This window comes from Paraburkholderia sp. 32 (assembly GCF_050435345.1).
Taxonomy (GTDB): Bacteria; Pseudomonadota; Gammaproteobacteria; order Burkholderiales; family Burkholderiaceae; genus Paraburkholderia; species Paraburkholderia tuberum.
This window is the reverse complement of the sequence record NZ_JBNDKD010000003.1, coordinates 2,888,912-2,915,184: the sequence shown is the minus strand read 5'-3', so window position 1 is coordinate 2,915,184 and position 26,273 is coordinate 2,888,912. Positions and strand designations below refer to the sequence as shown.

Genomic DNA, 26,273 nt, shown 5'->3' with positions numbered 1-26,273 from the left:
AGAAATTTTCGCGTCCGCGAAAAATCCGCCGACGGCGGCTCACTTATGCTCGCTCTCCTTATCGAGAGCGAGCAACGCAAGGTGGTCCTCCAGCTCGCGTCGCAAGAGCTGGAGCGTATCCAATTTCTTCACTTGCTCAGTGAAAAGCGTGTAAAGCGTCGTTCACCGCTAGCGATCTAGTCGACCGCCTTCACCATGTCCTCGATCACCTTCTTCGCGTCGCCGAACACCATCATCGTCTTGTCCATGTAGAACAGGTCGTTGTCGAGCCCGGCGTAGCCCGCCGCCATCGAGCGCTTGTTGACGATCACGGTGCGCGCCTTGTACGCCTCGATGATCGGCATGCCCGCGATCGGCGACTTCGGATCGTTCTTCGCGGCCGGATTCACCACGTCGTTCGCGCCGAGCACGAGCACCACGTCGACCTGGCCGAACTCGCCGTTGATGTCCTCCATCTCGTACACCATGTCGTACGGCACTTCGGCCTCGGCGAGCAGCACGTTCATGTGACCCGGCATGCGGCCGGCCACCGGGTGAATGGCGTACTTCACCTCGATGCCCTTCTCGACCAGCTTGTCGGTCAACTCCTTCAACGCATGCTGCGCGCGCGCGACGGCCAGCCCGTAGCCCGGCACGATCACGACCGTTTCCGCGTTGCCCATCATGAACGACGCGTCATCGGCCGAACCCGATTTCACCGGACGCTGCTCCGCCGCGCCGCCCGCGGCCGCGCCCGGCTCGTTGCCGAAACCGCCGAGGATCACGTTGAAGAACGAGCGGTTCATCGCGCGGCACATGATGTACGACAGGATCGCACCCGACGACCCCACCAGCGAGCCGGCGATGATCAGCATCGGATTGTTCAGCGAGAAGCCGATGCCCGCCGCCGCCCAGCCCGAGTACGAGTTCAGCATCGACACGACGACCGGCATGTCCGCGCCGCCGATCGGAATGATGATCAGCACGCCGAGCACGAACGCGATGATCGTCATGATGATGAACGGCAGCCACGACTGCGTGAGGAAGAAGAGGACGCCGAAGCCGAGCATCGCGAGCGCGAGCATCAGGTTGATCAGATGCTGGCCGCCGTAGACGACCGGCGCACCCTGAAACAAGCGGAACTTGTACTTGCCCGACAGCTTGCCGAACGCGATCACCGAGCCGCTAAAAGTAATCGCGCCGACGAACGTGCCGATGAACAGTTCGATGCGGTTGCCGTACGGCAGGAAGCCCTCGATCGGCACGTTGGGATCGACGAGGCCGAACGCGGCCGGCTCCGACACCACCCCATACGCGATGCACACGGCCGCGAGACCGATCAGCGAGTGCATCGCCGCGACCAGTTCAGGCATCTTGGTCATCTCGACGCGCGCGGCGACGAACGCGCCGATCGCGCCGCCGATCACGAGCCCGAACAGCAGCAGGCCGAGACCGAGACCGAGATTGGAGCCAAGTACTTCGGCCTGCCGCGAGATCAGCGCGATGGTCGTCAGAATCGCGATCGCCATGCCGACCATGCCGAAGGTATTGCCGACGCGCGCGGTCTTCGGATTCGACAGCCCCTTGAGCGCCTGGATGAAGCAGACCGACGCGACCAGATACAGCAGCGTGACGACGTTCAGGCTCATTTACGTACCCTCCTTGCCGCCAGCCGGTAGTTTCCTGGGTTCTTTCTTCTTGAACATCTCGAGCATTCGCCGCGTGACGAGGAATCCGCCGAACACGTTGACGGCCGCGAGCGCCACCGCGATCGTGCCGAAGAACTTCCCGGCGCTGCCGACGGTGAGACCCGCCGCGAGCATCGCGCCGACGATCACGATCGCCGAGATCGCATTGGTCACCGCCATCAGCGGCGTATGCAGCGCGGGCGTGACGTTCCAGACCACGTGATAGCCGACGTAGATCGCCAGCACGAAGATGATCAGGTTGATCACCGTGTGATTGATGACTTCCATCTTCGGCTTCCCCCTATGCGTTGCGCGTGACCTGGCCGTCGCGAGCCAGCAGCGTGGCCGCGACGATGTCGTCCGCGAGATCGATGTTCAGCGTGCCTTCCTTGGCGATAATCAGCTTCAGGAAGTCGAGCACGTTGCGCGCGTACAGCGACGACGCGTCGGCGGGCACCATCGCGGCGAGATTCGTATAGCCGACGATCTGCACGCCATGGCGCACCACCACCTGGTCCGCCTCGGTCAGCGGACAATTGCCGCCGCGCCGGCCGTCGACTTCGGGGCCGCGGCCGGCCGCGAGGTCGACGAGCACCGAGCCCGGTTTCATCGCCTGCACGGTTTCGACCGACAGCAGCGTCGGCGCGGGGCGGCCTGGAATCAATGCGGTCGAGATCACCACGTCGGCCTGCCTCGCGCGCTCGTGCACGAGCGCCGACTGGCGCGCGAGCCACGACGGCGGCATTGGCCGTGCATAGCCGCCCACGCCTTGCGCGGCCTCGCGCTCCTCGTCGGTCTCGTAGGGCACGTCGAGAAACTTCGCGCCGAGCGACTCGATCTGCTCCTTGACGGCCGGGCGCACGTCGGACGCCTCCAGCACGGCGCCGAGGCGCTTCGCGGTGGCGATCGCCTGCAGGCCAGCCACGCCCGCGCCGAGAATCAGCACGCGCGCGGCCTTCACGGTGCCGGCCGCGGTCATCAGCATCGGCATGAAGCGCGGATAGAGCGTCGCCGCGAGCAGCACCGCCTTGTAGCCGGCGATGTTCGCCTGCGACGACAGCACGTCGAGGCTTTGCGCGCGCGTGGTGCGAGGCGCGGCTTCGAGCGCGAACGCGGTGACGCCGGCCGCGGCGAGCTTGCCCGCGTTGTCGGCGTTGAACGGATCGAGCATGCCGACCAGCGTCGCGCCGCGCTTGAGCAGCGGCAGTTCGGAATCGGTGGGGGATTGGACTTTGAGGACGAGATCTGCGCCGAATGCAGTGGCGGCATCGACGATTTCCGCGCCCACGGCCGTATAGGCGTCATCGGGAAAGCTCGCGCCGGCGCCGGCGCCGCTCTGGAGCGTGACCCGGTGGCCTTGCGCCACGTACTTCTTGACCGTCTCGGGCGTCGCGGCAACGCGGGTTTCATGCGCGCGCGTCTCGGCTGGCACTCCGATGTGCATCGTTGTTCCTCCTCGACTTCCTGTTTGACGACAGACCTGCCGACGAGGCTCGCCGGCTTGCACATGCAACGGCTAACGCAGGCCCCACTTTAACCGGAAACCGCCACATCACAAATATCGGGGTCGATGCGAATGCGCGGCAGACCGCCAAACTGTTACGAATCGGTCGCGATCCCACCTCGAACACGCTGCGAACCGGCTGCCAGCGGTCACCAGGCAGCCGGCGCGCATAACCGGTAAAATGCGCACCCATGAAACCGGAAACCTGGCGGCCGCACGTGACCGTCGCGGCGATCGTCGAGCGTGACGGGCGCTTCCTGCTTGTCGAGGAACACACTGCCGCCGGCCTGCGCCTGAACCAGCCCGCCGGCCACCTCGAGGCGGGCGAAACGCTGCTGGAAGCGGTGATCCGCGAAACGTTCGAGGAAACCGCGCATCCGTTCGCGCCCGAGGCGCTCGTCGGCATGTACATGACCCACTTCGAGCGGCCGGACCGCGCGGGCACCACGTACCTGCGCTTCACCTATTGCGGCGCGGGCGGCGAACCGGACCCGGCGAGTTCGCTCGATCCCGACATCGTCCGCACGCTGTGGATGAGCGCCGATGAGTTGCGCGCGTGCCCCGAGCGGCATCGCACGCCGCTCGTGATGCAGTGCATCGACGATTACCTGGCCGGCCGGCGTTTCCCGCTCGACTTCGTCCATACGCATTCGGTTGCGCCGAAGCAATAGGGCCGTCACGAGCGGCCCCATAGATCCATGCAGTCATGCAGCACCCAGTGAGTACCTTATGAGCAAGCGCAAAGTCGTAGTAGGCATGTCGGGCGGCGTCGATTCGTCGGTCACCGCGTGGCTGCTAAAGGAACAGGGCTACGACGTGGTCGGCCTGTTCATGAAGAACTGGGAAGACGACGACGACAGCGAATACTGCTCGACGCGCCAGGACTGGATCGACGTGGTGTCGGTGGCGGACCTGATCGGCATCGACGTCGAGGCGGTCAACTTCGCGGCCGAGTACAAGGACCGCGTGTTCGCCGAATTCCTGCGCGAATATTCGGCCGGCCGCACGCCGAACCCGGACGTGCTGTGCAACGCCGAGATCAAGTTCAAGGCCTTCCTCGATCACGCGATGTCGCTCGGCGCGGAAACGATCGCGACCGGCCACTACGCGCGCGTGCGCGAGAACGATGGCCGCTTCGAGCTGCTGAAGGCGCTCGACCATACCAAGGACCAGTCGTACTTCCTGCATCGGCTGAACCAGGCGCAGCTGTCGAAAACACTGTTCCCGCTCGGCGAAATTCCCAAGACGAAGGTCCGCGAGATCGCCGCGCAGATCGGCTTGCCGAACGCGAAGAAGAAGGATTCGACCGGCATCTGCTTCATCGGCGAGCGGCCTTTCCGCGACTTCCTGAACCGCTATCTGCCGACCAGGCCGGGCCCGATGAAGACCACCGACGGCAAGATCGTCGGCGAGCACATCGGCCTCGCGTTCTACACGTTCGGCCAGCGCAAGGGCATCGGTCTCGGCGGCAGCAAGGACGGCAGCGGCGAGCCCTGGTTCGCCGCCGGCAAGGACATTCCGACGAATACGCTGTACGTCGCGCAGGGACACGACCATCCGTGGCTGCTGTGCCATACGCTGTCGGCGGGCAACACGAGCTGGGTCGCGGGCGAGCCGCCGGCCGACGGCTTCGCGTGCGGCGCGAAGACGCGCTACCGGCAGGCCGACGCGGCGTGCACGTTCAACGCCCCGGCGGGAGGCGGTTCGGGCGAAGGCCTCTTCGAACTGACCTTCGACGCCGCGCAATGGGCCGTCACGCCGGGCCAATCGGCGGTGCTGTATGACGGCGACGTGTGCCTCGGCGGCGGCATCATCGAACGCCCGATGACCGGGCAACCGGCCGAGCTGCCGCAGGATCAGGCGCCGAAGCAAACCCGCGCGCAGCGTCGCAAGCAGGCGCACAAGCCAAAGCAGCCGCAAGGCCAGGCGCAGGACGAGCCGCAAACCCCGCGGCAAAAAGCGGCTCTGCTCGGCGCGCGTTGAGCGATGCATAACGGCGGGCGCGGCGGGTCGTACCATTCCGACAGGTTCGCGCCGTTCACCATGTTTCGCCCGCCTGGCGCATTCACACACACTTCACCTTCGCGTGCGACGCTTGGCTTCCATTCGCAGGCCTTATCTTCGGGCTTCGCCGGTCCGCGTCGCACCTTGACCCGCAACCGCCGGTTTTCCTTCGCGACCGATACCGCCCGCGCTCCCGTGCGGACGATGCCGCCGCAATGATCTTCACTGCACTGGAGTCCCCATGTTTTCTCGACGCTATCTGGCCATGTGGTGCGCAATCGCCCTCACCGCGGTATGTGCCGCGCTCGCCGCGACGCATCACCTGTCATGGTTCTGGATCCTCGTGCCGGCCGCGCTCGTCGCGCTCGGCGTGTTCGACCTGAGCCAACAGCGCCATGCGATCCTGCGCAATTACCCGCTGTGGGGCCACCTGCGTTTCATTTTCGAATCCATCCGCCCGGAGATCCGTCAGTATTTCGTCGAAGACGATACCGACGAGAAGCCGTTCTCGCGCGCGCAACGCAGCATCGTCTATCAGCGCTCGAAGAACGATGTCGACAGCCGCCCATACGGCACGCGGATCGACGTGAAGGCGGTCGCGCACGAATGGATCAGCCACTCGCTCGCGCCGACCACGCTCGACGGTCACGACTTTCGCATCGTCGTCGGCCCCGATCGCGGGCAGCCGTATTCGATGTCGATCTTCAACGTGTCGGCGATGAGCTTCGGCTCGCTATCGGCCAATGCGATCATGGCGCTGAACCTCGGCGCGAAGAAAGGTAACTTCGCGCACGACACCGGCGAAGGTTCGATGTCGAAATATCATCGCGAACATGGCGGCGACATCATCTGGGAAATCGCGTCCGGCTATTTTGGATGCCGTAACGACGACGGCACCTTCAACGCCGGGAAGTTCGCGAAGCAGTCCGCCGAACCGCAGGTGAAGATGATCGAGGTGAAGCTGTCGCAAGGCGCGAAGCCCGGTCACGGTGGCGTGCTGCCGGGCGCGAAGATCACGCCCGAAATCGCCGAGACGCGCGGCGTGCCGATGGGCCGCGACTGCATCTCGCCGGCGACGCACTCCGAGTTCTCGACGCCGCGCGAGCTGCTCGAATTCGTCGAGCGGCTGCGCACGCTGTCGGGCGGCAAGCCGACCGGCTTCAAGCTGTGCATCGGGCATCCGTGGGAATTCTTCGGTATCGCGAAGGCGATGCTGGAAACGGGCATTCTGCCGGACTTCATCGTCGTGGACGGCGCGGAAGGCGGCACCGGCGCGGCACCGCTCGAATTCACCGATCACGTCGGCGTGCCGTTGCAGGAGGGGCTGCTGCTCGTGCACAACACGCTGGTCGGCATCGGTCTGCGGCAACGCATCCGCATCGGCGCGAGCGGCAAGATGATCACCGCGTTCGATATCGCGAAGACGCTCGCGATCGGCGCGGACTGGGTCAACGCGGCGCGCGGCTTCATGTTCGCGGTCGGCTGCATCCAGGCGCAGACCTGCCATACCGGCCGCTGCCCGACCGGCGTCGCGACCCAGGACCCGGTGCGCCAGCGCGCGCTGGTGGTGCCGGACAAGGCCGACCGCGTGTTCAACTTCCACCACAACACGCTGCACGCGTTGCAGGAAATCATCCAGGCCGCCGGGCTCCGGCATCCGGCTGAGTTGCGCGCGCATCACATCGTGCGGCGCGTGTCCTCGCATGAGGTGCGGCTGATGTCGGATCTGCTCAAATATCTCGAACCGAACGACCTGCTCAACGGCAACTATCGCTATACCCTGTTCGAGACGTACTGGCCGATCGCGCAAAGCGATTCGTTCTCGCCGAAGGCGGAGCTGGCGGCGAGCTGAACGTGCGCGCGGCCCTTGCCGCGTCGCCTGTCGCCCAAAAACCGCATCGCGGCCCGTCCGACCCCGCAAAACGGGCCGCCCCCCTTCCTTTCCGTTAAAATCTCGGGTTTAGCACTTCGCTCCACGACCCCCTCGCGCGCTTCGGCGCGCGCGGCATGGCCCCATGCCCGAAAGGCACTTCATGCTCACGTTTCAGCAAATCATCCTGACCTTGCAGTCCTACTGGGACAAGCAGGGCTGCGCGTTGCTCCAGCCGATCGACATGGAAGTCGGCGCGGGCACGTCCCACGTCCATACGTTCCTGCGCGCGATCGGCCCCGAGCCGTGGCGCGCCGCCTACGTGCAGCCGTCGCGCCGCCCGAAAGATGGCCGCTACGGCGAGAACCCGAACCGTCTGCAGCACTACTACCAGTATCAGGTGGTGCTCAAGCCCGCGCCGGAAAACATTCTCGACCTGTACCTCGGCTCGCTCGAAGCGCTCGGCTTCGACCTGAAGCAGAACGACGTGCGTTTCGTCGAGGACGACTGGGAAAACCCGACGCTCGGCGCATGGGGGCTGGGCTGGGAAGTGTGGCTGAACGGCATGGAAGTGACGCAGTTCACGTACTTCCAGCAGGTCGGCGGTCTAGACTGCAAGCCGGTGCTCGGCGAAATCACCTACGGACTCGAGCGCCTCGCGATGTATCTGCAGAAGGTCGAGAACGTCTACGACCTCGTCTGGACCGAGTGGGAAGAACAAGGCCCGAACGGCCCCGAACTGCGCCGCCTGACCTACGGCGACGTGTATCACCAGAACGAGGTCGAGCAGTCCACCTACAACTTCGAGCACGCGAACGTCGATCTGCTGTTCACGTTCTTCAACAGCTACGAAGCGGAAGCGAAGCGCATGATCGATGCACAGATCGCGCTGCCCGCCTATGAGCTCGTGCTGAAGGCCGGCCACACGTTCAACCTGCTCGACGCGCGCGGCGCGATTTCGGTCACGGAACGCGCGGCGTACATCGGCCGGATTCGCGCGCTGTCGCGTCTGGTCGCGCAGGCCTACTACGACTCGCGCGAAAAGCTCGGCTTCCCGATGCTCGGCAATCCGGTGCACGGCGTGCCCGGCCTCACCACCGACGAGCAGGAAGCCGCGATGCCCGCGTGGGCGCCGCCGCTGAAAGTCGAACGCAAGATCGACCAGGACTGACGAGAACTTCAACCAATGACTCAATCTCAACACGCTACCCTGCTCGTCGAGCTGCTGACCGAAGAACTGCCGCCGAAGGCGCTCGCCCGTCTCGGCGACGCCTTCGCCGAAGGCATTGCGCAGCGCCTCGCGGCGCGCGACCTGATCGAAGGCGAGCCGTCGTTCGAACGCTTTGCCACGCCGCGTCGTCTCGCGGTGACGATTCACAAAGTGCGCGCGCTCGCGCCGGAAAAACACGTGCGCGAAAAAGTGCTGCCGGTTTCCGTCGCGCTCGATAAAGATGGCCAGCCCACCGCGCCGCTCGCGAAGAAACTCGCCGCACTCGGCTTCCCCGACTTCACGGTGAACGACCTCGAACGCGCCCAGGACGGTAAAGCCGAAGCGTTCTTCCTGCGCTACGCGGCGCCGGGCGCGACGCTCGCCGACGGCCTGCAGGGCGCGCTCGACGAAACGCTCGCGAAGCTGCCGATTCCGAATCCGATGACGTATCAGCGCCCCGACGGTTCGAGCGTGAAGTTCGTGCGCCCCGTGCATCGTCTGACCGCGCTGCACGGCGAGGAAATCGTGCCGGTCAGCGTGCTCGGCATCGACGCCGACGACACCACGCTCGGCCACCGCTTCCTGTCCGAAGGCTTCGTGCAGATCCAGCATGCGCAGTCGTATGCCGAAACGCTCGAACACAGAGGCCGCGTGATCGCGAGCTTCGCGAAGCGCAAGGCAGCGATCCGCTCGCAACTGCTCGCGCAAGCCGGTGACGACAAGGTCGTGATGCCCGAAGCGCTGCTCGACGAAGTGACGTCGCTGGTCGAATGGCCGGTCGTCTATGAGTGCCGCTTCGAGGACGAATTCCTGCAAGTGCCGCAGGAATGCCTGATCCTGACGATGCAGACGAACCAGAAGTACTTCGCGCTGACCGATGCGAACGGCAAGCTGCGCTCGCGCTTCCTGATCGTGTCGAACATCGAGACGGCGACGCCGGTCGAGATCGTCGAAGGCAATGAGCGCGTGGTGCGTCCGCGTCTCGCCGATGCGAAGTTCTTCTTCACGCAAGACAAGAAGAAGCCGCTCGCGGATCGCGTGCCACTGCTCGCGAACGTCGTTTATCACAACAAGCTCGGCTCGGCGCTGCAACGCGTGGAGCGGCTCGAAGGGTTGGCCGGCGCGATCGCCGCACTGACCGGCGCCAACGTCGCGCTCGCGACGCGCGCCGCGCGCCTCGCGAAAGCCGACCTGATCACCGACATGGTCGGCGAATTCCCCGAGCTGCAAGGCACGATGGGCACGTACTACGCGCGCCACGACGGCGAGCCGGAAGAAGTCGCGCTCGCATGCTCGGAACACTACCAGCCGCGCTTCTCGGGCGACGCCTTGCCCACCACTGCGACCGGCACCGTCGTCGCGCTCGCCGACAAGCTCGAAACGCTGGTCGGCATCTGGGGCATCGGCCTGCAGCCCACCGGCGAGAAAGACCCGTTCGCGCTGCGCCGTCATGCGCTCGGCGTGTTGCGCATTCTGGTCGAGAAGCAGCTGAACGTCGACTTCGTCGAGCTGCTGCGCATCGCTTATGCGCAATTCGCCGGTGTGCCGAGCGTTGCCGATTCGACCGACGCGATCTACGAATTCAGCATGGACCGCCTGCGCGGCCTGCTGCGCGAACGCGGCTACGCGGCCAGCGAAATCGACGCGGTGCTCGCGCTGAACCCGACGCGGCTCGACGACCTCGTCGCGCGCCTCGACGCGGTGCGCGAGTTCGCGTCGCTCGCCGAAGCGGCGTCGCTCGCGGCGGCCAACAAGCGTATCTCGAACATCCTGAAGAAGTCGGAAGGCGTGACGAATGGCGGCGTGCAGCCCAGCTTGCTCACCGAGGCAGCGGAGAAGGCGCTCAACGCGCAGCTCGAACAGGTCACGCCGCGCGTGCAATCGCAACTGGCCGTGCGCGACTACACCGGCGCGCTGACGGCGCTGGCCGCGCTGCGCGAACCGGTGGACACGTTCTTCAACGACGTGATGGTCAACGCCGAAGACCCCGCGTTGCGCGCGAACCGTCTGGCTCTGCTCGGCGCGCTGCATCAGCAGATGAACTGCGTCGCCGATATTTCCCGACTCGCCGCCTGAGCACCGCGCCATGCCGATCAAGAAAGTGGTGATCCTCGACCGCGACGGTGTGATCAACGTCGACTCCGACGCGTTCATCAAGTCGCCGGACGAATGGGTCGCGCTGCCCGGCTCGCTGGAAGCGATCGCACGCCTGAACCAGGCCGGCTATCGCGTCGCAGTCGCGACGAACCAGTCGGGCATCGGCCGCGGTCTGTTCGACATGGATGCGTTGAACGCGATGCATCTGAAGATGCACCGGATGGCGGCAGCGGTCGGCGCGCGCATCGAAGCGGTGTTCTTCTGCCCGCACACGGCGGAAGATCACTGCGAATGCCGCAAGCCGAAGCCCGGCATGCTGAAGATGATCACCGAGCGATTCGAGGTCGATCCGGCGCATACGCCGACGGTCGGCGATTCTCTGCGCGATCTGCAGGCGGGCGCTGCGCTCGGTCACCCGGTGCATCTGGTGCTGACCGGCAAGGGCCGCAAGACCCTCGCCGCGGGCGGCTTGCCCGAAGGCACGATCGTGCACGACGACCTGCGCGCGTTCGCGCTCGACTTTCTCGCCGACGCTCAGGAATAAACGCGCGCACCGCGCTCCCACCCCCCACCGACCACGCCGATGCGCTTTATCCGTTCCCTGCTGCTGCTGATTTATTTCGTTGTGTTCACGGTGCCGTACGCGACCGCGTGCTTCATCGCGTTTCCGTTCCTGCGCGCGGAAAACCGCTACTGGATGGCGGCCGGCTGGTGTCGTCTGACGCTGTGGACGGTGCGCTACCTGAACGGCATCCGCTACCGCATCGAAGGTTTCGAGAATCTGCCCAACGGCCCGGCCGTGCTGCTGTCGAAGCATCAGTCGGCGTGGGAAACGCTCGCGTTTCCGGCGATCATGCCGCGCCCGCTGTGCTACGTGTTCAAGCGCGAGCTCTTGTATGTGCCGTTCTTCGGCTGGGCGCTCGGCATGCTGAAGATGGTTCACATCAACCGCAAGGAAGGCAAATACGCGTTCGTATCGGTCACGAACCAGGGCAAGGCCCGCATGGCCGAAGGCGCATGGGTCATCATGTTTCCGGAAGGCACGCGTACGCCGACCGGCAAGCAGGGCAAGTACAAGACCGGCGGCGCGCGCTTCGCGATCGCGAGCGGTGCCCCCGTCGTGCCGATCGCGCACAACGCGGGCCGCGTGTGGCCGCGCAACTCGTTTCTTAAATATCCGGGTATAGTCACGGTGTCGATTGGCAAGCCGATCGACACGACGGGGCTCACGCCCGACGAAGTGAACACGCGCGTCGAGCAGTGGATCGAAGCCGAGATGCGCCGCATCGATCCGACTGCCTACAGCGCGGCGGCTAACGATTCCGCCGCCGCGCCCATCTGACGCGCCACGCCCTCGAACTCCGAAGGCGTATTGCGCGAAGCGAAGCCGATGCAGAAGTCTCCTACGCCGCAGCCCGCCGCGGCGCTCGAAAACCGGCAGCTCGATCTCCCGCTCTTCGCCGAGCCGGGGTCGACGTCGTCGTCTCCCTCACCTTCCGCGCCGGGTTCATTGGGCTCAGCACCGGCCCGGCCGCCCGTCGCGCCGCTCGCGCCGGACGGCAGCAAGCTGCGCAGTCTCGCCATCGGTTCACGCACGCTGCATTACGCGCTCAAGCGTTCCGCGCGCCGCTCGATCGGCTTTGCGATCGACAGCACCGGCCTCACGATCACCGCGCCGCGCTGGGTCACGCTCGCCGATATCGAAACCGCGATCACCGAAAAACAGCGTTGGATTTTTACGAAGCTGATCGAATGGCAAACGCGCGTCGAGCAGCGTGCATTGCCGAAGATCGACTGGCAAGACGGCGCCGAAGTGCCCTACCTCGGTCAGCCGGTGCGCGTGACGCTCGGCGCGCCGCAAGGCATGCTCGCGTTCAGCGCCGAGCACGGCGCGCTGCAATTGCCGCTGCCGTTGCAAGCCGACCCGCAGCAGATCAAGGATCGCGTGCAGGGCTGGCTGCAAGGAGAAGCGAAGCGGCTGTTCGGCGAGCGTCTGGCGATCTACGCGCAGAAGCTGGGCGTCAACTATCGCGCGTATGCCTTGTCTTCGGCGGCGACGCGCTGGGGCAGTTGTTCGAGCGACGGCAAAATCCGCCTGAACTGGCGGCTCATCCACTTTCCGCTGTCGATCATCGACTACGTCGTCGCGCACGAGCTGTCGCATCTGCGCGAGATGAATCACAGTCCGCGCTTCTGGCAGACGGTCGAATCGATTTTTCCGGAGTTCCGCGAGGCGCGGCAGACACTGAAGTCGCATCCGCCGGAGCTGTTGCCGACGCTTTGAGGCCGGGCGCTATCTATGCGAGAGCGCTTTCGCGGACTGCAACAGATCGTCGAGCATCACGCCGCGCCTGTCCGGGCTCGTGTCGCGGCCGGTCATGAAACACAGCGCCGCAATCGGCAGTCCCGCACGGTCGCGAATCGGCGCTGCCATACAAAGCCTGAACGCATTCGAGAGTCCTTCGGTGCAGCAGTAGCCTCGTTCTTTTGCGGCCTGCACGTCGTTCAGGAATTCGTCGAACTCGATATTCACCCCGTTGTCGAGAATGAAATCTTCGGCCGGAATGAGCGCGCGAATCTCGTCGGCATTCAGGTGACCTAGCAGCAGACGTCCCGTGGCGGTCCACGGAATCGGCACTCTCACGCCGATGTCCGAACTGATGTTGAAGGGCCGGGCACTGTTCTCGGATAACACGACCGTGTACTTGTTGCCTTCCAGCATGCACAGCTGCGTGGTCTCGTCGTACTTCCGTACCAATGCCAGAATGGATTGATGCGCGCGGCTAATCAGATCGTTGTGCGTTGCATAGTCGGACCCGTAGTAGTGCATCTCGCGCCCGAAGAACACGCTCCCATCCGCGGCCGTCTCGAGCCAGCCCACTTCCGCGAGAATCGCGACCAGCTCGTAAATGCTCGAACGCGGCGCGCCGGTCGCCTCGATTAATTCGCGCATGGTCAGCGGGCGTTGGGCGACGTGCAATTGCCGGAACATCGCGATGACGCGATCCACGCCTCTCGCCCGAGACGATTCGGTTACAGCCATGCGTTCACTCCGTAAAGCGTTCATCCGACCGGTTGTCTTTCAAGCGACGTGAGTTTATCGCGCGGCAGACCCGCGAAAGCGACTCTCAGGCCGCGACAGGTCAATGGTCGAGAACTCTGTGCAGAAATTGCCGCGTGCGTTCGTTCGCGGGATTGACGAAGATCTGTTCCGGATCGCCCTGCTCGGCGATGACGCCCTTGTCCATGAAGACCACGCGGTCGGCGGTCTTGCGGGCAAAGCCCATTTCATGCGTGACGACGACCATCGTCATGCCGTCGCGCGCGAGCCCACGCATCACCTCGGTGACCTCGCCGACCAGCTCCGGATCCAGCGCGGACGTCGCCTCGTCGAAGAACATGATGCCGGGCTCGACCGCGAGCGCTCGCGCAATCGCCACGCGTTGCTGCTGACCGCCCGACAACTGGCTTGGATAGTGTGCCGCGCGGTCCGCGAGCCCGACACGGTCGAGTGTGTCCATGGCGCGCTTGCGCGCGTCGTCCGGACTCATGCGGCGTGCCTTGATAAGCGCGAGCGTGACATTGCCGAGCGCGGTCTTGTGAGGAAACAGATTGAACTGCTGGAAGACCATGCCGACATGGCCACGAATCTCTCGCGCTCGGCGCGGATCATGCATGGGCACATCGTTGACCCAGACCTCGCCGGAATCGGTGGTCTCCAATCCCGCCATGATTCGCAAGACCGTGCTCTTACCCGAGCCGGACGCGCCAATGAGCACCAGCACCTCGCCCGAGCGAACCTCGAGATTGATTTCGTTCAACACCCGAGTCGAACCGAATGCTTTGCTGACGCCTGTCAGTGAAATGATGGGTCTGGTTTGGCTTTGGTTACTCACGACAATCTCCTGCGGTCATGGTGGCGCACCCATTGCGAGAGCGGGAAGCACACGGCGAAGTAAATGAGGGCGACGAGTCCGTAGATTTCCACGGGCTTTCCGACCCGGTCGACGATGGCCTGGCCACCATGCATCAACTCGGACATTCCGATCATGCTGACGATCGACGTGTCCTTGATGAGCGACAGATACTGACCGACGAGAGGCGGCAACACGATCTTTCCCGTCTGAGGCAGCACGACGAACGAGAACGACTGAGCCCGCGTGAGGCCGAGGATCTGAGATACCTCCCATTGACCTTTGGGTACCGCCTCGATTCCTGAGCGGAAGATTTCGGCGATGTAGGCGCCCTGATAGATGCTCAAGCCGATGACGCCCGCTGCGAAGACGTCGATCGCGTAACCGAAGTACGACACGCCGAAATAGATGAACATCAGCGTGATGAGTACCGGCGTGCCGCGAAACAGCTCCGTATAGAGTCTGGCAAGGCGGGCTGTGCCCCACGGTCCGAACGACCGCAAGACCGCGGCGAACAGGCCGATCAGCGTGCTGCCCACGATGGACGCAATGGAAAGCAACAGCGTCGTCACCAGACCCTGCAGCAGGATGGAGAAACTGGTTTTCAGCAATTCGACTGACATGATCCAACTCCAATCCGGGAATCAGGCCCGTTTCGTCCGGCGCATAAAGCCGGTCCCGAAACCGGTGCGCGCCGGCATGACGAGGGGAGGATGAAAGATCCGCGCTCCGAGCTGGCCCGCAAGCCAGGACAGTACGTTACTGAGCACGAGATACGCGACGAGCGTCACGCTGAACGTCTGAAGATAGAGAAGCGTCCGCGAGTTGATCACGGTCGCAGTGCCGGTCAACTCCGGCAACGCAATGGCGGACAGCAGCGACGTACCGAGCAGCAACTGGATCAGGTAGTTGACGATGGCCGGATAGACCGCGCGCGTCGCCTGCGGTAGCACGACCTCGACGAAGATCTGCGCGCGTTCGAGACCGAGAATGCCGGCGGCCTCGAGTTGGCCGCGCGGCACCGACTGTATGCCGGCGCGGAACACTTCCGATAGATAAGCACCGACGTTGACGCCGAGCGCAATGACGCCCGCCCAGTATGCGTCGAGCGAAATACCCGCCGACGGCAGACCGAAGAAAACGATGAAAATCTGCAGGAGAACAGGCGTGTTGCGGATGATTTCAACGTAGCCGCGAGCAATCAACCGAAATGGCGCGAGCGCAGAAACGCTGGCAAGCGCGGTCAACAAGCCGAGGACTAGCGCCAGTACGAATGCCAGCACGGTCACTTGCAACGTCAGCCAGCTCGCGCTTAAAAACTCGGGCACGTAGCCCCACAGAGTGAGCCACTCGTAACTCATCTCACCCTCCGCATCGTTCGGGTTTCAATAGATATCGGCATCTCCCGCTCCTCAAAACTGCGGATTGAGCGGGTAGCGCGGATCGGTGCCGAACCACTTGTTGTAGAGCTGCGCGTTGAGCTTCGACGCATTGACGTTGAAGAGGAACAGATTCAGGTAGTTGAGCCATTCCTGATCGCCGGCCTTGACACCGAACGCGTTGTATTCGAGCGGGACCAGCGCTTCGTTCGTGACGGCAAGTTCAGGATCGAGCTTGGCCTGATACGCAAGAAAGTTGTTGTCCTCGATCATCGCGTCGGCCTGCCCCTGCTTGACGGCAAGAATCGCGGCCTGCGAGCTGTCGTATTCCTGGATCTTGATCGGGATATTCAGCGAGCGCACTTCGTCGCCATTGGTCGAGCCCTTGACCGTCGCAATCGTGCGACCGCCCATGTCCTTGATCGACTGAACGCCGCTATTTTTTCTGACCAGCAGTGCTTCGCTGGCAACCACGTAGGGGGTCGTGAATTCGATTACCTTCGCGCGCTCCAGATTACGCGTGAAGTTGCAGAACACGACATCCACTTTGCTGGTCTGCAGATTCGGAATCCGGTTCGCGCTCGTCGTATTCACGACCTCGAGCTTCACGCCCATCTGCTTCGCGAGTTCCTTCGCGAGGTCCACGTCATAGCCGTCTGGTTGGCCGTCCTTGTTATAGAACCCGAACGGCGCGAACGTCAGGCAGTCGCCGACGCGCAGCGTGCCTCGCTGCAGCACGGCCTGAAGCGTCGAGGGGGATGCCGCTGCGCTCTGCCCTGGCGTGGCAACCTTGGTGCAGCCGGTGATGGCGAGCAATCCAGCAACAGCGAACAGAAAGGCGGCGTGGGCGCCTCGTTTGGCAAGCTTCATGGCAGGGTCCTAAGCGGAGAAGAGTGGTCCGGAGCGGACGAATCGGCTTCAGCGCCTGTCTGCACGCTCAACGAATCGCCGGGTCACGCATCGATTGTCCGATATATCAGACTACTATCTGACAAACCGGATTGATGCTGAGTGTTGGACACTAATATCAAACCGGCAACCGCACACAAACCCTTATTGCCCATACTTTTTTGTTCAAATAGATCCGATCGAATTCCACGATGCGCATCGAGTCCGCGGTGCGCCGGGCGGGCGGCGCGGCTTCGGGCTCAAGCTATACGGCAATCATTTACAATTGCCGCAGGTCGACGCATTTATCGACAAACTATCAAAGGAGTCCTCATGCGAATCTTGCATACCATGCTTCGAGTCGGTGATCTGGACGCATCGATCCGGTTCTACACCGAAGTTCTAGGAATGCGCCTGCTTCGAAAGCACGACTACCCGGACGGGAAGTTCACCCTCGCATTCGTCGGTTACGAGGACGAATCCGAAGGCGCGGCGATCGAACTGACATACAACTGGGACACGAGCAAGTACGACCTCGGAACCGGCTATGGTCACATCGCCCTCGAAGTCGACGACGCCTATGCGGCATGCGAAGAAGTGAAGAAACGCGGCGGTGTCGTTACACGCGAAGCTGGGCCCATGAAACACGGCACGACTGTCATCGCCTTCGTCGCCGATCCGGACGGGTACAAGATCGAGCTGATACAGAAGAAGGGGCGAGTCGACTGAACGTCCGGTGGCGAGCACGAGTCGCGCTGTCAGCCAGAACGATGAAAACACAGCCCGGCTTCACGTTGCACCCGGCGAATTGACGCCGGGCGAATTCGCCCGGCAATCTTGCCTCGTGCCGACGCCATCAAAAAACGCCGACGACTGACGCTCGGCGTTTTCGCCGCGCACCGGACCGACCGGCTCGCCGTGCACTCTCCACCTCTTCACCACACCGCCATGAGCACGACCACCGCCCTGCCCGCGCGCCGCGCCCCGGATAGCTTCGCGATCCTGTTGATGATCGGCCTGTGCGCAATCTGGGGGCTGCAGCAAGTCGCGATCAAGACCACCAATGCGGCGGTGCCGCCGGTCTTTCAGGCGGGGCTGCGCTCGACGATCGCGGCGCTGCTCGTGTGGGCATGGGCACGCTCGCGCGGCACGCCGCTCTTTCGCGATGACGGCACGCTCGGCGCGGGCCTGCTCGCGGGCGTGCTGTTCGCGGCCGAGTTCGTCTGCATCTTTCTCGGCCTGACGCTGACGAGCGCGTCGCGCATGGCGGTCTTTCTGTACACGGCGCCGTGTTTCACGGCACTCGGCCTGCACTGGTTCGTCGATGGCGAACGCATGCGGCGCATCCAGTGGCTCGGCATTGTCGTCGCGTTCGCGGGGATGGCGCTCGCGTTCGCGGACGGCTTCCTGCACACAGACGCGGGCACGGCTGCAAGCGCGGTCCACGGCTCGACGCTCGCGGGCGCGGCCGGCGATGCGCTCGGCGTGCTCGGCGGCATCGCGTGGGCCGCGACCACGGTGATCGTGCGCGGCTCGCGGCTCGCGCGGACGAGCGCGAGCAAGACGCTGTTCTATCAGCTGACTGTGTCGGCGGTGGTGCTGCTCGCGCTGGCGCTGGGGCTCGGCGAGGTGCGCGTGGAAAGCGTGACGCCGCTCGCGCTCGCGAGCCTCGCGTATCAAGCCGTGATCGTCGCGTTCGTCAGCTATCTGTTGTGGTTCTGGCTGTTGACGCGTTACATCGCGTCAAGGCTGTCGGTGTTTTCGTTTCTGACGCCGCTGTTCGGCGTCACCTTCGGCGTGCTGCTGCTCGGCGAGTCGTTCAGCGCGCGCTTTCTGATCGCCGCGCTGCTGGTGCTGACCGGCATCGCGCTCGTCAACGCGCCGGCGAAACGGTAAGCGGGCTCGACGGCGGCGCCCTGCCGCCGTCGAGCGACGAGTCTATTCCGGCGCAGCGGCCGAGCGCGCCGCCACCGCCTGCGCCACACTCACGTATTCGGCGACCGGCACGTCCTCCGCGCGGCGTTGCAGATCGAAGCCGAGCGCGTCGAAATCGACGGTGTCGCGCAGCGCGGCAAGCGTGTTGCGCAACATCTTGCGACGCTGCGAAAACGCCGCCGTCACCACCCCGCCGAGCACGCTTTCGTCGACCACCGGCAGTTCGTGCCGCTCGTACGGAATCATCCGCACGATCGCCGAATCGACCTTCGGCGGCGGCTGGAACGACTCGGGCGGCACATCGAGTTGCTTGTCGATCACGTAGCGGTACTGCAGCATCACCGACAGGCGACTGAACGCCTTCGTGCCCGGCTCCGCCACCATCCGCTCGACCACCTCGTTCTGCAGCATGAAGTGCTGATCGATCACGCGCTCCGCGAACGTCGCCAGATGAAACAGCAGCGGGCTCGAAATGTTGTACGGCAGATTGCCGACGATGCGCAGCGACGCCTTGTCGCCCGGTGCCGCGAGCGAGCCGAAGTCGAATTCGAGCGCGTCGCCCGCGTGCAGTTCGAGCAGGTTGCCGAACTTCGTCTTCAGACGGCCGATCAGATCGCGGTCGAGTTCGACCGCATGCAGCGGCGTCTCGGGCGTCGCGAGCCGCTCGATCAGCGGCTCGGTCAGGGCGCCGAGGCCCGGCCCGATCTCGACCATGCGCTCGCCGCGCTGCGGCCGGATCACGTCGACGATCGAATCGATCACGCCCATGTCGACCAGGAAGTTCTGACCGAAACGCTTGCGCGCGAGATGGCCCTGGTGCCGGCCTTGCTGTCTGCTGGTGGACATCGGAGAAACGCTAGAAAGAAAACTGCTTGAGAATGAAAGACGTCACGGTGGAAACACGACGCCACGCGGCGCGTCACGAGCACCGCGACCGCCCACGCTACCCGCGCCTCAGCCCGCGCGACGATGCTGCGCCATCGACACCGCCGTGTCGACGGCGGCCATCAGGCTACCCGCGTCGGCGCGGCCGGTGCCGGCCAGATCGAGCGCGGTGCCATGATCGACCGACGTGCGGATGATCGGCAGGCCGAGCGTCACGTTGATCCCTTCGCCGAACGTCGCGAATTTCAGCACCGGCAGGCCCTGGTCGTGGAACATCGCGAGCACGCAGTCGGCTTCGTCGAGATAACGCGGCTGGAACAGCGTGTCGGCCGGATACGGACCGCGCGCGTCGACGCCCTCGCCGTTCACCTGCCGCAACGCCGGCGTGATCACGTCGATTTCCTCGCGGCCCAGATAGCCGTTTTCGCCCGCGTGCGGATTGAGCCCCGTCACGAGGATACGCGGCGCGGGCAAGCCGAAGTGGTGACGCAGGTCGTGATCGATGATGCGCAGCGTTGCAACGAGGCTTTCGATCGTCAAAGCCGCCGACACGTCCTTCAACGGCAGATGCGTGGTCGCAAGCGCGACGCGCAGCGGCCGCTTGCCGGTGCCCGCGAGCATCATCACGACGCGCGGCGTATGGGTGCGCTCGGCCAGATATTCGGTGTGGCCGGTAAACGGCACACCGGCGTCGTTGATCGTGCTTTTTTGCAGCGGCGCGGTGACGATCGCGTCGAACCTGCCGGCCACCGCGCCGTCGATCGCCGCATCGAGCAGATCGAGCACATAGCGGCCGTTCGCGGCGTCGAGCTTGCCTGCCTGCGCTGGTGCGCCAAGCGAGTGATGTTCGAGCCGCACGCGCGGGCCTGGCGCGAGCAGCGCCGCCCAATCGACGCCGACCGCGCGCGCGCGCTCAGCGAGCAATTGCGCGTCACCGAGCACGGTGAACTGCGCCTGAGGCCAGTGCGCCGCCGCGCCGGCCAGCGCCTGCGCGGTCAGCTCGGGACCGACGCCGGCGGGCTCGCCGGTCGTGATCGCGATCTGCAGCGGGCGGTGGGTGGGCTGGGCAGCGCTCGTCATCGCATTGACTCTGTTATTGCACGTTCGCCGTGGCCGGCTTCACTTCGACGTACGCGGTATCGCGCAGCTCGCGCAGCCAGTCGGCATACGCCTGTTCCGCCTTGCGCTGGCCGATGGCCTGACGCGCGAGATCCATCTGCTGCGCAATCGAGCCTTGCGCGTCGCGGCGGCCGAGCACCTGAATCAGGTGGTAGCCGTATTCGCTGCGCACCGGCTCGCTGATCTGACCGTCCTGCAGCGAGTTCATTGCGCGCTCGAACTCGGGCACCGTCTCGCCCGGGCTGACCCAGCCGAGGTCACCGCCTTGCGACGCCGAGCCGTCCTGCGAGTAGGTGCGCGCGAACTTCGCGAAGTCGCCGCCGGCGGCGATCTGGTTGCGGATGTCGAGGAGCTTCTGGCGTGCCTGCGGTTCGGACTGACCGTCGCCGACGCGCAGCAGAATATGGCGCACGTGCGTCTGCACGAGCTTCGGCGCGTCCGCGCTGGTGCCCTGGCCGGCACGGCGCTCGACCAGACGCACGATCTCGAAGCCGTCGTTGGTGCGGATCAGATCCGGATCGATCTCACCCGGACGCAGTGCCGACGCGGCCTTCACGAACTCGGGCGGCAGCTTCGACGGCGCGAGGAAGCCGAGATCGCCGCCGTTCTTCGACGCGTCCGGCGCCTGTGAATTGGCTTTCGCGAGCTTTTCGAAATCCGCGCCGCCCTTCGCTTCGGCGAGCAAACCCTCGGCCTTCTTCTGCGCCGCCTCGATGTCGGTCTCCGAGGCGTTGAGCGGCGCCTTCACGAAAATGTGCTGGACGTGCAGGTCGTTCGTCTGGCCGGCGCCCGGGCCGCGCTGGCTGGCGATATAGTTCGCGACCTCGGCGTCCGTCACCGTGATCTTGCTGTCCACTTCCTTCTCGCGCAGACGCGACAGCGTCAGCTCCGTGCGCGCGTCGCTCGTGAAAGTGGTCCAGGGCACGCCTTGCGCCTCGATGCGTGCGCGGTACATGGCGAGCGACATGTTGTTCGCCTGCGCGAGACGCTCGAGCGTGCGCTGCACGGCCGCGTCGTCGATGGTGATGCCGTCTTCCTTGGCCTTCTGCAGCTGGATGCGCTCGAGCACCATCTGCGTGAGCACCTGCTGGCGCAACTGGTCCGTCGGCGGCACCGGAGCGTTCTGCTGGTTCAGCCGGTGCGCGATCAGACCGACCCGCTCGTCGAGCTCGCGCTGCGTGATGACACCGTTGTTGACCACTGCGGCGATGGTGTCCACCGTCTGGCCGCTATTGCCGCCCAATGCCTGCGCCTGTACCGACGCGACTGGAACGAAGGACGCCGCGGCGACGAGACCCGCCGCCAGTATTGCCAAGCGAAGCTGTTTCATGATTGCCACAGATACTCCAATGATGTCGGGCGCTTCGCCCGTCTTTTCGCAAGCCGTGAATGACCGGGCGACCGTCATTCGTAGTTGGTGAACCGCGACTCCGGCGGTGGCGGTGGCGGCAACGGCATGTAGCCGGCCACACTGCTGCGGAACGCGGTCATCAGCCCGTTGTCGACGCTCGACAAGCCCTTGAACGTCAACTGCGCCAGAAACCGTGTGCTCGACTGATTCTGTCCCGACGAGTTCAGGCCGTTCGCGTAGCGCTGGATGCCGGCGCCGAGCGTCCAGCAGTCCGCGTCGTATTGCAGGCCGACCAGGCCGTCGACGATACGGTGGCCACCCAGGTCGTAGTTGAACCGGCCGACACCGTACATCCGGTGCGTCAGCGGCCATTGGCCCGAAATCAGCACCTGATTGATCGGCTGGTTGTCGAGCGTGGTGTTGGCGCGCGTGTAGCGGTACGCGACGTTGATGACCTTGCCGCTCGCCGGACTGAACCCGAAGCCGACACTCGTCTTCGTGAGCTGGTTATTGTCCGCATTATATTGGAACGCCGTTTCCGAAGCGAAACCCGCGCCCAGCTTGATCGACGCGCCCGCGATCAGATCCGAGTGCGTGGCCTGGGTACTGGTCTGGGTCGGCGTCAGCGTAACGCGCTGATCCCGGAAGTAATACTGCTGCGCGATCACGAAGCGCGCGCGCTCGTCGCCGGTGGACGGGTTGATGAAGCGCGTGGTGAGACCGGCGGTCAGGCGGTTCGCGTCGGCGATCCGGTCGTTACCGACGAACGTATTCGGCGTGAAGATTTCCGCGAGACCGAAGTCGGATTCGGCGGTATCGAACAGCGGCGCGTTGTTCTGATTGCGGTACGGCGTGTACACGTAGTACAGGCGCGGCTCCAGCGTCTGGATATAGTCCGCGCCGAAAATGCGCACCGAGCGCTCGAACGTCAGTCCCGTGTCGAACGTGAAGGTCGGAATCGACTCGGTGAAATTCTTCTGCGCCCCCGGCACGTTCGCCAGATCGGTGCCGATGTTGTTCAGGTTGTACGACGCAAAGTGCCACTGCACCTTCGGCGTGACGAAGTAGCCCGGCCCCACCACCGAATACGACAGGTACGGGTTGAACAGCACCCGCTGGCCTTCGCTCAGATCCGCGGTGGTGATGCGGAAGTTCGTGTAGTCGGCTTCGGCGCCGAAATCGAAGCCGCCGATGTTGTACTTCGCGTACTTGACGTTCAACTGCGGCTGGCGGCCGTACGGCGCGACCGACGGCTCCAGCGTCTGCCAGTGCTGCTCGCGCGCGAGCACGGACCACGGTCCGTTGTTGTAGGTCAACCCGGCTTCCTGCTGATACAGGAGCTGGGTGCCGTTCATGAACTGGTTGACCGACGACGACAGGTCTTCCGGATAGGTGTTGTCCGAAACCTTGTTGTAATAGATGTAGCCGCCGAAGCCGTTACCGAAATTCTGGTTGTGCTGGATGTACAGCGCGTAGCGGTTGGTCTTCGTCAGGCGATCGTCGGGCAGAAATTCACCGGTGATCGACCCGGAATACGTCGGCGACAGATAGCGGAACGTGCTCTGCAACTGCACACCGCGCTTCGAGATCAGACGCGGCGTGACCGTCAGATCGCGATTCGGCGCGATGTTGAAGTAATACGGCACCGACAGCTCGAAACCGTTCGTCGAGCTCAGCGAGAACGTGGGCGGCAACAGGCCGCTGCGCCGATCGCCCGACAGCGGGAACGACAGCCACGGCGACGCGAACACCGGCACGCCCTGGAAGAACAGCACGCTGTTGTAGGCGACGCCTTCGTCCGCGCCGGTGTCGAAATCGAACTCGCTGCCCTTGATGTACCAGGCCGGATTGTCCGTGCACGCGCAGGCCGTGTAGGTGCCCTTCGTGAACACGGAGCGCTCCGCGTCGAGCAGGTCGACGCGCTGCGCGCTGCCCGAGCCGCCCGTCAGCGTGAAGTGGTACTTCGGCGCGGTCATGAAGCCTTCGGTCGAATCGACGCGCAGATGCGCTTCGGGTCCGATGAAGGTATTGCCGGTATTGATCACGTGGACATTGCCGTACGCATCGGCCATGTCCGTGTCCTGATCGTAGTGCAGGGCGTCGGCCTTGATCACGGACGTGTTGTGCCGCACTTCCGCCGAGCCCTTGGCGGCCAGATCCTGGTCGATCGTGCCGCTCGCGTGGTCGCCGAGCACGAAGGTGGCCGGCCGCTGGCCCGTTTGCAACGGATGATCCTCGAGCTGCGGCGCAAGCTGCATGCCCCACGGCGGGTAGACCGCCTGCGGTTGCGCAGCTTCCCCCACCAGCTGGGCGTGCGCAAGCGCGGGCATCAGGCCCGGTACGGCGATCAGCGCCGCGACGAGCCGCCTTTTGCGCGGCACTACTGCACAGGAAGGAGTGGTATCGGAAAGCTGTCTGGGCGGCATGTATCGTTTGGCGAGTCGACCCCTGCGCAAGCTTCCGTCGTCACGATCCACCGCCTGCACACCGCGACCGTTAAAGTCGGCTGCACGTCTGGATTCCCAATTTGCCGAGTGATAAGGCGGGCGGTGAAACGGAGCACGCGAAAGCTGGCGTGTGAGTCGCGTCAAAAAAGTCGTGGGGTATTATATGGCAAGACGTTGTCCCCAAGAATTTGCCGCCGCTTTTCATGACGCTGCCTTCCACCCAAGATTTCACCGACACCCGTCTCTCCCTGCTCAAGGCCTGGCTGCAAGGCCACGCGGCGCGCCATGCGCTCGAGCCCGACACCCTCGTTCCGGCCTCGTCCGACGCCAGTTTCCGCCGTTATTTCCGGCTCGCCGGTAAGGCGGCGCAAGGCAACGGCGCGGCCACGCTGATCGCCGTCGACGCGCCGCCGCCCGAAAAATGCCGCGAATTCGCACAGATCGCGCAATTGCTCGCCGCCGCCGGCGTGCACGTGCCGCGCGTGCTCGAGGTCGACTTCGACGCGGGCTTCATGCTCGTCACCGATCTCGGCACCGCGTCGTATCTGGGCGCGCTGACCGACGCGCAGGCCGCGGGCGACACGCGCGCGGCTCGCGCGCTGATGCGCGACGCGCTCGACGCGCTGATCCGCTGGCAGCTCAGCTCGCGCGAAGACGTGCTGCCGCCGTTCGACGAAGCGTTCCTTCACCGCGAGATGGAGTTGATGCCCGAGTGGTTCATCGGCCGGCACCTTGGCCGCGAGGTCGATGCCGCTACGCGCGCGCTGCTCGATCGCACGTTCGCGCTGCTGATCGCGAGCGCGCGCGCGCAGCCGCAAAGCTTCATGCTGCGCGATTTCATGCCGCGCAATCTGATGATCGCCTCGGCGCCCAACCCAGCGAACCCAGGCGTGCTCGACTTCCAGGACGCGGTGTACGGGCCGATCACGTACGACGTCGTGTCGCTGCTGCGCGACGCGTTCCTCAGCTGGGACGAGGAGTTCGAGCTCGACTGCTTCGCGTACTACTGGGAGCGCGCCAAAAAAGCCGGCCTGCCGGTCGATGCCGATTTCGGCGAGTTCTACCGCCAGCTCGAATGGATGGGGCTGCAGCGGCACATCAAGGTGCTCGGCCTGTTCTGCCGCATCAACTACCGCGACGGCAAGGCGCATTACATGAACGACCTGCCGCGCTTCATCGGCTATGCACGCAAGGTGGCGGAGCGTTACGCGCCGCTGCGCGGGTTCGCGAAACTGCTCGACGACCTCGACGGCCGCGCGCAGGAAATCGGCTACACCTTCTGACCGATGACGATGTCCGTAAAGAAAGCGATGATTTTCGCCGCGGGCCGCGGCGAGCGCATGCGTCCGTTGACCGACGCGTGCCCGAAGCCCCTGCTCGAAGTGGGCGGCAAGCCGCTGATCGTATGGCAGATCGAACGGCTCGCGCGGGCCGGCATCCGTAGCATCGTGATCAATCATGCGTGGCTCGGCGCGCAGCTCGAAGCCGCGCTCGGCGACGGTTCGCGCTGGCAGGTCGAGCTGCGCTACTCGCCCGAGCACGAGGCGCTGGAGACCGCGGGCGGCATCGCGCAGGCGCTGCCGCTACTGACCGACGAGGGCGCGGATCAGTTGTTCGTCGCGGTGGCCGGAGACGTGTACACCGATTACGACTACGCCGCGCTGCACGCGCACGCCGGCCGGCTGAAGGCGCTGCCCGAGCCCGGCATGCATCTGGTGATGGTGCCGAACCCGGCGTTTCACCCGAACGGCGACTTTGGTCTCGTCGACGGCGTGCTGTCGCTCGACGCGCAGCCGCGCCTCACGTTCGGCAGTTTCGGTCTGTACGACACGCGCATGTTCCGCGATCTGCCGCGCGGCACGCGGCGCGCGCTGAGCCCGTATTACCGCGCGACCATCGCGCGTGGGCTCGCGAGCGGCGAGCTGTACGAAGGCTCGTGGGAGAACATCGGCACCCAGGCGCAGCTGGAAACGCTCGATCGGCTGCTGCGCGCGCGCTGAGCT

General features: G+C 64.6%; 24 protein-coding genes. 12 read left to right on the top strand and 12 right to left on the bottom strand.

From position 1 onward, the window contains the following. Window positions 1-176 precede the first annotated feature (176 nt). From OKW26_RS36315 to OKW26_RS36305, 3 genes are read right to left on the bottom strand one after another with little or no spacing between them, the layout of a single operon-like run. Window positions 177-1,628: an NAD(P)(+) transhydrogenase (Re/Si-specific) subunit beta gene (locus tag OKW26_RS36315; RefSeq protein ID WP_429356601.1), complete on the bottom strand. Its 1,452-nt coding sequence runs from the start codon at window positions 1,626-1,628 to the stop codon at window positions 177-179. Next, window positions 1,629-1,955, bottom strand: a complete 327-nt coding sequence (locus tag OKW26_RS36310; protein WP_018419437.1) for an NAD(P) transhydrogenase subunit alpha — start codon at window positions 1,953-1,955, stop codon at window positions 1,629-1,631. Between the two features lie 13 nt (window positions 1,956-1,968). Further along, window positions 1,969-3,111 carry a Re/Si-specific NAD(P)(+) transhydrogenase subunit alpha gene (locus OKW26_RS36305; protein ID WP_429356600.1) on the bottom strand — a complete coding sequence of 381 codons (1,143 nt, stop codon included), beginning with the start codon at window positions 3,109-3,111 and terminating at the stop codon, window positions 1,969-1,971. 251 nt (window positions 3,112-3,362) lie between these two features. Between OKW26_RS36305 and OKW26_RS36300 the strand changes: the two genes are divergently transcribed. From OKW26_RS36300 to OKW26_RS36265, 8 genes are all read left to right on the top strand, one after another. Next, entirely contained in the window at window positions 3,363-3,842 is a 480-nt protein-coding gene (locus OKW26_RS36300; RefSeq protein ID WP_429356599.1) for an NUDIX hydrolase, read from the top strand. Between the two features lie 58 nt (window positions 3,843-3,900). After that, window positions 3,901-5,154 (top strand): tRNA 2-thiouridine(34) synthase MnmA, encoded by a 1,254-nt coding sequence (mnmA, locus tag OKW26_RS36295; RefSeq protein ID WP_429356598.1) that lies wholly within the window; start codon window positions 3,901-3,903, stop codon window positions 5,152-5,154. A gap of 262 nt (window positions 5,155-5,416) precedes the next feature. Further along, entirely contained in the window at window positions 5,417-7,027 is a 1,611-nt protein-coding gene (locus OKW26_RS36290; protein ID WP_429356597.1) for an FMN-binding glutamate synthase family protein, read from the top strand. Between the two features lie 181 nt (window positions 7,028-7,208). Further along, on the top strand, window positions 7,209-8,216 hold the full coding sequence (glyQ, locus tag OKW26_RS36285) for a glycine--tRNA ligase subunit alpha (protein ID WP_008921090.1): 1,008 nt from the start codon (window positions 7,209-7,211) through the stop codon (window positions 8,214-8,216). A 15-nt stretch (window positions 8,217-8,231) separates the two neighbouring features. Further along, window positions 8,232-10,331: a glycine--tRNA ligase subunit beta gene (glyS, locus tag OKW26_RS36280; RefSeq protein WP_429356596.1), complete on the top strand. Its 2,100-nt coding sequence runs from the start codon at window positions 8,232-8,234 to the stop codon at window positions 10,329-10,331. Between the two features lie 10 nt (window positions 10,332-10,341). Then, a complete protein-coding gene (gene gmhB / locus OKW26_RS36275) occupies window positions 10,342-10,896 on the top strand; it encodes a D-glycero-beta-D-manno-heptose 1,7-bisphosphate 7-phosphatase (RefSeq protein ID WP_429356595.1) in 555 nt (184 codons plus the stop codon). A 39-nt stretch (window positions 10,897-10,935) separates the two neighbouring features. Further along, window positions 10,936-11,694, top strand: coding sequence for a lysophospholipid acyltransferase family protein (locus OKW26_RS36270; RefSeq protein WP_090803045.1), 759 nt, complete (start codon window positions 10,936-10,938; stop codon window positions 11,692-11,694). Between the two features lie 48 nt (window positions 11,695-11,742). Then, window positions 11,743-12,636 (top strand): M48 family metallopeptidase, encoded by an 894-nt coding sequence (locus tag OKW26_RS36265; protein WP_090805591.1) that lies wholly within the window; start codon window positions 11,743-11,745, stop codon window positions 12,634-12,636. 9 nt (window positions 12,637-12,645) lie between these two features. Here OKW26_RS36265 and OKW26_RS36260 read toward each other — a convergent pair whose 3' ends face one another. From OKW26_RS36260 to OKW26_RS36240, 5 genes are all read right to left on the bottom strand, one after another. After that, the gene (locus tag OKW26_RS36260; RefSeq protein ID WP_184067183.1) at window positions 12,646-13,395 is read right to left on the bottom strand and encodes an IclR family transcriptional regulator; all 750 of its coding nucleotides are present in this window, start codon (window positions 13,393-13,395) and stop codon (window positions 12,646-12,648) included. Window positions 13,396-13,495: 100 nt separating this feature from the next. Beyond that, window positions 13,496-14,248, bottom strand: a complete 753-nt coding sequence (locus tag OKW26_RS36255) for an amino acid ABC transporter ATP-binding protein (protein WP_311548379.1) — start codon at window positions 14,246-14,248, stop codon at window positions 13,496-13,498. After that, entirely contained in the window at window positions 14,245-14,889 is a 645-nt protein-coding gene (locus OKW26_RS36250; RefSeq protein ID WP_429356594.1) for an amino acid ABC transporter permease, read from the bottom strand. The genes OKW26_RS36255 and OKW26_RS36250 overlap by 4 nt, the downstream gene beginning before the upstream one ends. 21 nt (window positions 14,890-14,910) lie before the next feature. Further along, window positions 14,911-15,627 carry an amino acid ABC transporter permease gene (locus OKW26_RS36245; RefSeq protein WP_090803038.1) on the bottom strand — a complete coding sequence of 239 codons (717 nt, stop codon included), beginning with the start codon at window positions 15,625-15,627 and terminating at the stop codon, window positions 14,911-14,913. A 51-nt stretch (window positions 15,628-15,678) separates the two neighbouring features. Then, the gene (locus OKW26_RS36240) at window positions 15,679-16,515 is read right to left on the bottom strand and encodes a transporter substrate-binding domain-containing protein (protein WP_184062367.1); all 837 of its coding nucleotides are present in this window, start codon (window positions 16,513-16,515) and stop codon (window positions 15,679-15,681) included. A gap of 351 nt (window positions 16,516-16,866) precedes the next feature. Between OKW26_RS36240 and gloA the strand changes: the two genes are divergently transcribed. Together gloA and OKW26_RS36230 are read left to right on the top strand one after the other, a co-directional pair. Then, window positions 16,867-17,262 (top strand): lactoylglutathione lyase, encoded by a 396-nt coding sequence (gene gloA, locus OKW26_RS36235; protein WP_184034604.1) that lies wholly within the window; start codon window positions 16,867-16,869, stop codon window positions 17,260-17,262. Between the two features lie 219 nt (window positions 17,263-17,481). Beyond that, window positions 17,482-18,429, top strand: coding sequence for a DMT family transporter (locus OKW26_RS36230; protein WP_429356593.1), 948 nt, complete (start codon window positions 17,482-17,484; stop codon window positions 18,427-18,429). A gap of 42 nt (window positions 18,430-18,471) precedes the next feature. On the opposite strand, the gene rsmA is transcribed toward OKW26_RS36230, so the two are convergent. From rsmA to OKW26_RS36210, 4 genes are all read right to left on the bottom strand, one after another. Then, window positions 18,472-19,314 carry a 16S rRNA (adenine(1518)-N(6)/adenine(1519)-N(6))-dimethyltransferase RsmA gene (gene rsmA, locus OKW26_RS36225; RefSeq protein WP_184034614.1) on the bottom strand — a complete coding sequence of 281 codons (843 nt, stop codon included), beginning with the start codon at window positions 19,312-19,314 and terminating at the stop codon, window positions 18,472-18,474. 108 nt (window positions 19,315-19,422) lie between these two features. Beyond that, window positions 19,423-20,433 carry a 4-hydroxythreonine-4-phosphate dehydrogenase PdxA gene (gene pdxA / locus OKW26_RS36220; RefSeq protein WP_184062372.1) on the bottom strand — a complete coding sequence of 337 codons (1,011 nt, stop codon included), beginning with the start codon at window positions 20,431-20,433 and terminating at the stop codon, window positions 19,423-19,425. A 13-nt stretch (window positions 20,434-20,446) separates the two neighbouring features. Further along, the gene (locus OKW26_RS36215) at window positions 20,447-21,811 is read right to left on the bottom strand and encodes a peptidylprolyl isomerase (RefSeq protein WP_429356592.1); all 1,365 of its coding nucleotides are present in this window, start codon (window positions 21,809-21,811) and stop codon (window positions 20,447-20,449) included. A gap of 65 nt (window positions 21,812-21,876) precedes the next feature. Beyond that, window positions 21,877-24,249 carry an LPS-assembly protein LptD gene (locus OKW26_RS36210; protein ID WP_184055165.1) on the bottom strand — a complete coding sequence of 791 codons (2,373 nt, stop codon included), beginning with the start codon at window positions 24,247-24,249 and terminating at the stop codon, window positions 21,877-21,879. Between the two features lie 224 nt (window positions 24,250-24,473). Between OKW26_RS36210 and OKW26_RS36205 the strand changes: the two genes are divergently transcribed. Together OKW26_RS36205 and murU are read left to right on the top strand one after the other, a co-directional pair. Further along, complete coding sequence (locus tag OKW26_RS36205) at window positions 24,474-25,553, top strand: aminoglycoside phosphotransferase family protein (RefSeq protein ID WP_429356591.1); 1,080 nt, start codon at window positions 24,474-24,476, stop codon at window positions 25,551-25,553. A gap of 3 nt (window positions 25,554-25,556) precedes the next feature. After that, on the top strand, window positions 25,557-26,270 hold the full coding sequence (murU, locus tag OKW26_RS36200; RefSeq protein ID WP_429356590.1) for an N-acetylmuramate alpha-1-phosphate uridylyltransferase MurU: 714 nt from the start codon (window positions 25,557-25,559) through the stop codon (window positions 26,268-26,270). The last annotated feature ends 3 nt before the right edge of the window (window positions 26,271-26,273 follow it).

Coding starts and splice junctions, on each gene's coding strand:
- OKW26_RS36315 (WP_429356601.1), bottom strand. CDS start 1,628: ATGAGCCTGAACGTCGTCACGCTGCTGTATCTGGTCGCGTCGGTCTGC.
- OKW26_RS36310 (WP_018419437.1), bottom strand. CDS start 1,955: ATGGAAGTCATCAATCACACGGTGATCAACCTGATCATCTTCGTGCTG.
- OKW26_RS36305 (WP_429356600.1), bottom strand. CDS start 3,111: ATGCACATCGGAGTGCCAGCCGAGACGCGCGCGCATGAAACCCGCGTT.
- OKW26_RS36300 (WP_429356599.1), top strand. CDS start 3,363: ATGAAACCGGAAACCTGGCGGCCGCACGTGACCGTCGCGGCGATCGTC.
- mnmA (WP_429356598.1), top strand. CDS start 3,901: ATGAGCAAGCGCAAAGTCGTAGTAGGCATGTCGGGCGGCGTCGATTCG.
- OKW26_RS36290 (WP_429356597.1), top strand. CDS start 5,417: ATGTTTTCTCGACGCTATCTGGCCATGTGGTGCGCAATCGCCCTCACC.
- glyQ (WP_008921090.1), top strand. CDS start 7,209: ATGCTCACGTTTCAGCAAATCATCCTGACCTTGCAGTCCTACTGGGAC.
- glyS (WP_429356596.1), top strand. CDS start 8,232: ATGACTCAATCTCAACACGCTACCCTGCTCGTCGAGCTGCTGACCGAA.
- gmhB (WP_429356595.1), top strand. CDS start 10,342: ATGCCGATCAAGAAAGTGGTGATCCTCGACCGCGACGGTGTGATCAAC.
- OKW26_RS36270 (WP_090803045.1), top strand. CDS start 10,936: ATGCGCTTTATCCGTTCCCTGCTGCTGCTGATTTATTTCGTTGTGTTC.
- OKW26_RS36265 (WP_090805591.1), top strand. CDS start 11,743: ATGCAGAAGTCTCCTACGCCGCAGCCCGCCGCGGCGCTCGAAAACCGG.
- OKW26_RS36260 (WP_184067183.1), bottom strand. CDS start 13,395: ATGGCTGTAACCGAATCGTCTCGGGCGAGAGGCGTGGATCGCGTCATC.
- OKW26_RS36250 (WP_429356594.1), bottom strand. CDS start 14,889: ATGTCAGTCGAATTGCTGAAAACCAGTTTCTCCATCCTGCTGCAGGGT.
- OKW26_RS36245 (WP_090803038.1), bottom strand. CDS start 15,627: ATGAGTTACGAGTGGCTCACTCTGTGGGGCTACGTGCCCGAGTTTTTA.
- OKW26_RS36240 (WP_184062367.1), bottom strand. CDS start 16,515: ATGAAGCTTGCCAAACGAGGCGCCCACGCCGCCTTTCTGTTCGCTGTT.
- gloA (WP_184034604.1), top strand. CDS start 16,867: ATGCGAATCTTGCATACCATGCTTCGAGTCGGTGATCTGGACGCATCG.
- OKW26_RS36230 (WP_429356593.1), top strand. CDS start 17,482: ATGAGCACGACCACCGCCCTGCCCGCGCGCCGCGCCCCGGATAGCTTC.
- rsmA (WP_184034614.1), bottom strand. CDS start 19,314: ATGTCCACCAGCAGACAGCAAGGCCGGCACCAGGGCCATCTCGCGCGC.
- pdxA (WP_184062372.1), bottom strand. CDS start 20,433: ATGACGAGCGCTGCCCAGCCCACCCACCGCCCGCTGCAGATCGCGATC.
- OKW26_RS36210 (WP_184055165.1), bottom strand. CDS start 24,249: ATGCCGCCCAGACAGCTTTCCGATACCACTCCTTCCTGTGCAGTAGTG.
- OKW26_RS36205 (WP_429356591.1), top strand. CDS start 24,474: ATGACGCTGCCTTCCACCCAAGATTTCACCGACACCCGTCTCTCCCTG.
- murU (WP_429356590.1), top strand. CDS start 25,557: ATGACGATGTCCGTAAAGAAAGCGATGATTTTCGCCGCGGGCCGCGGC.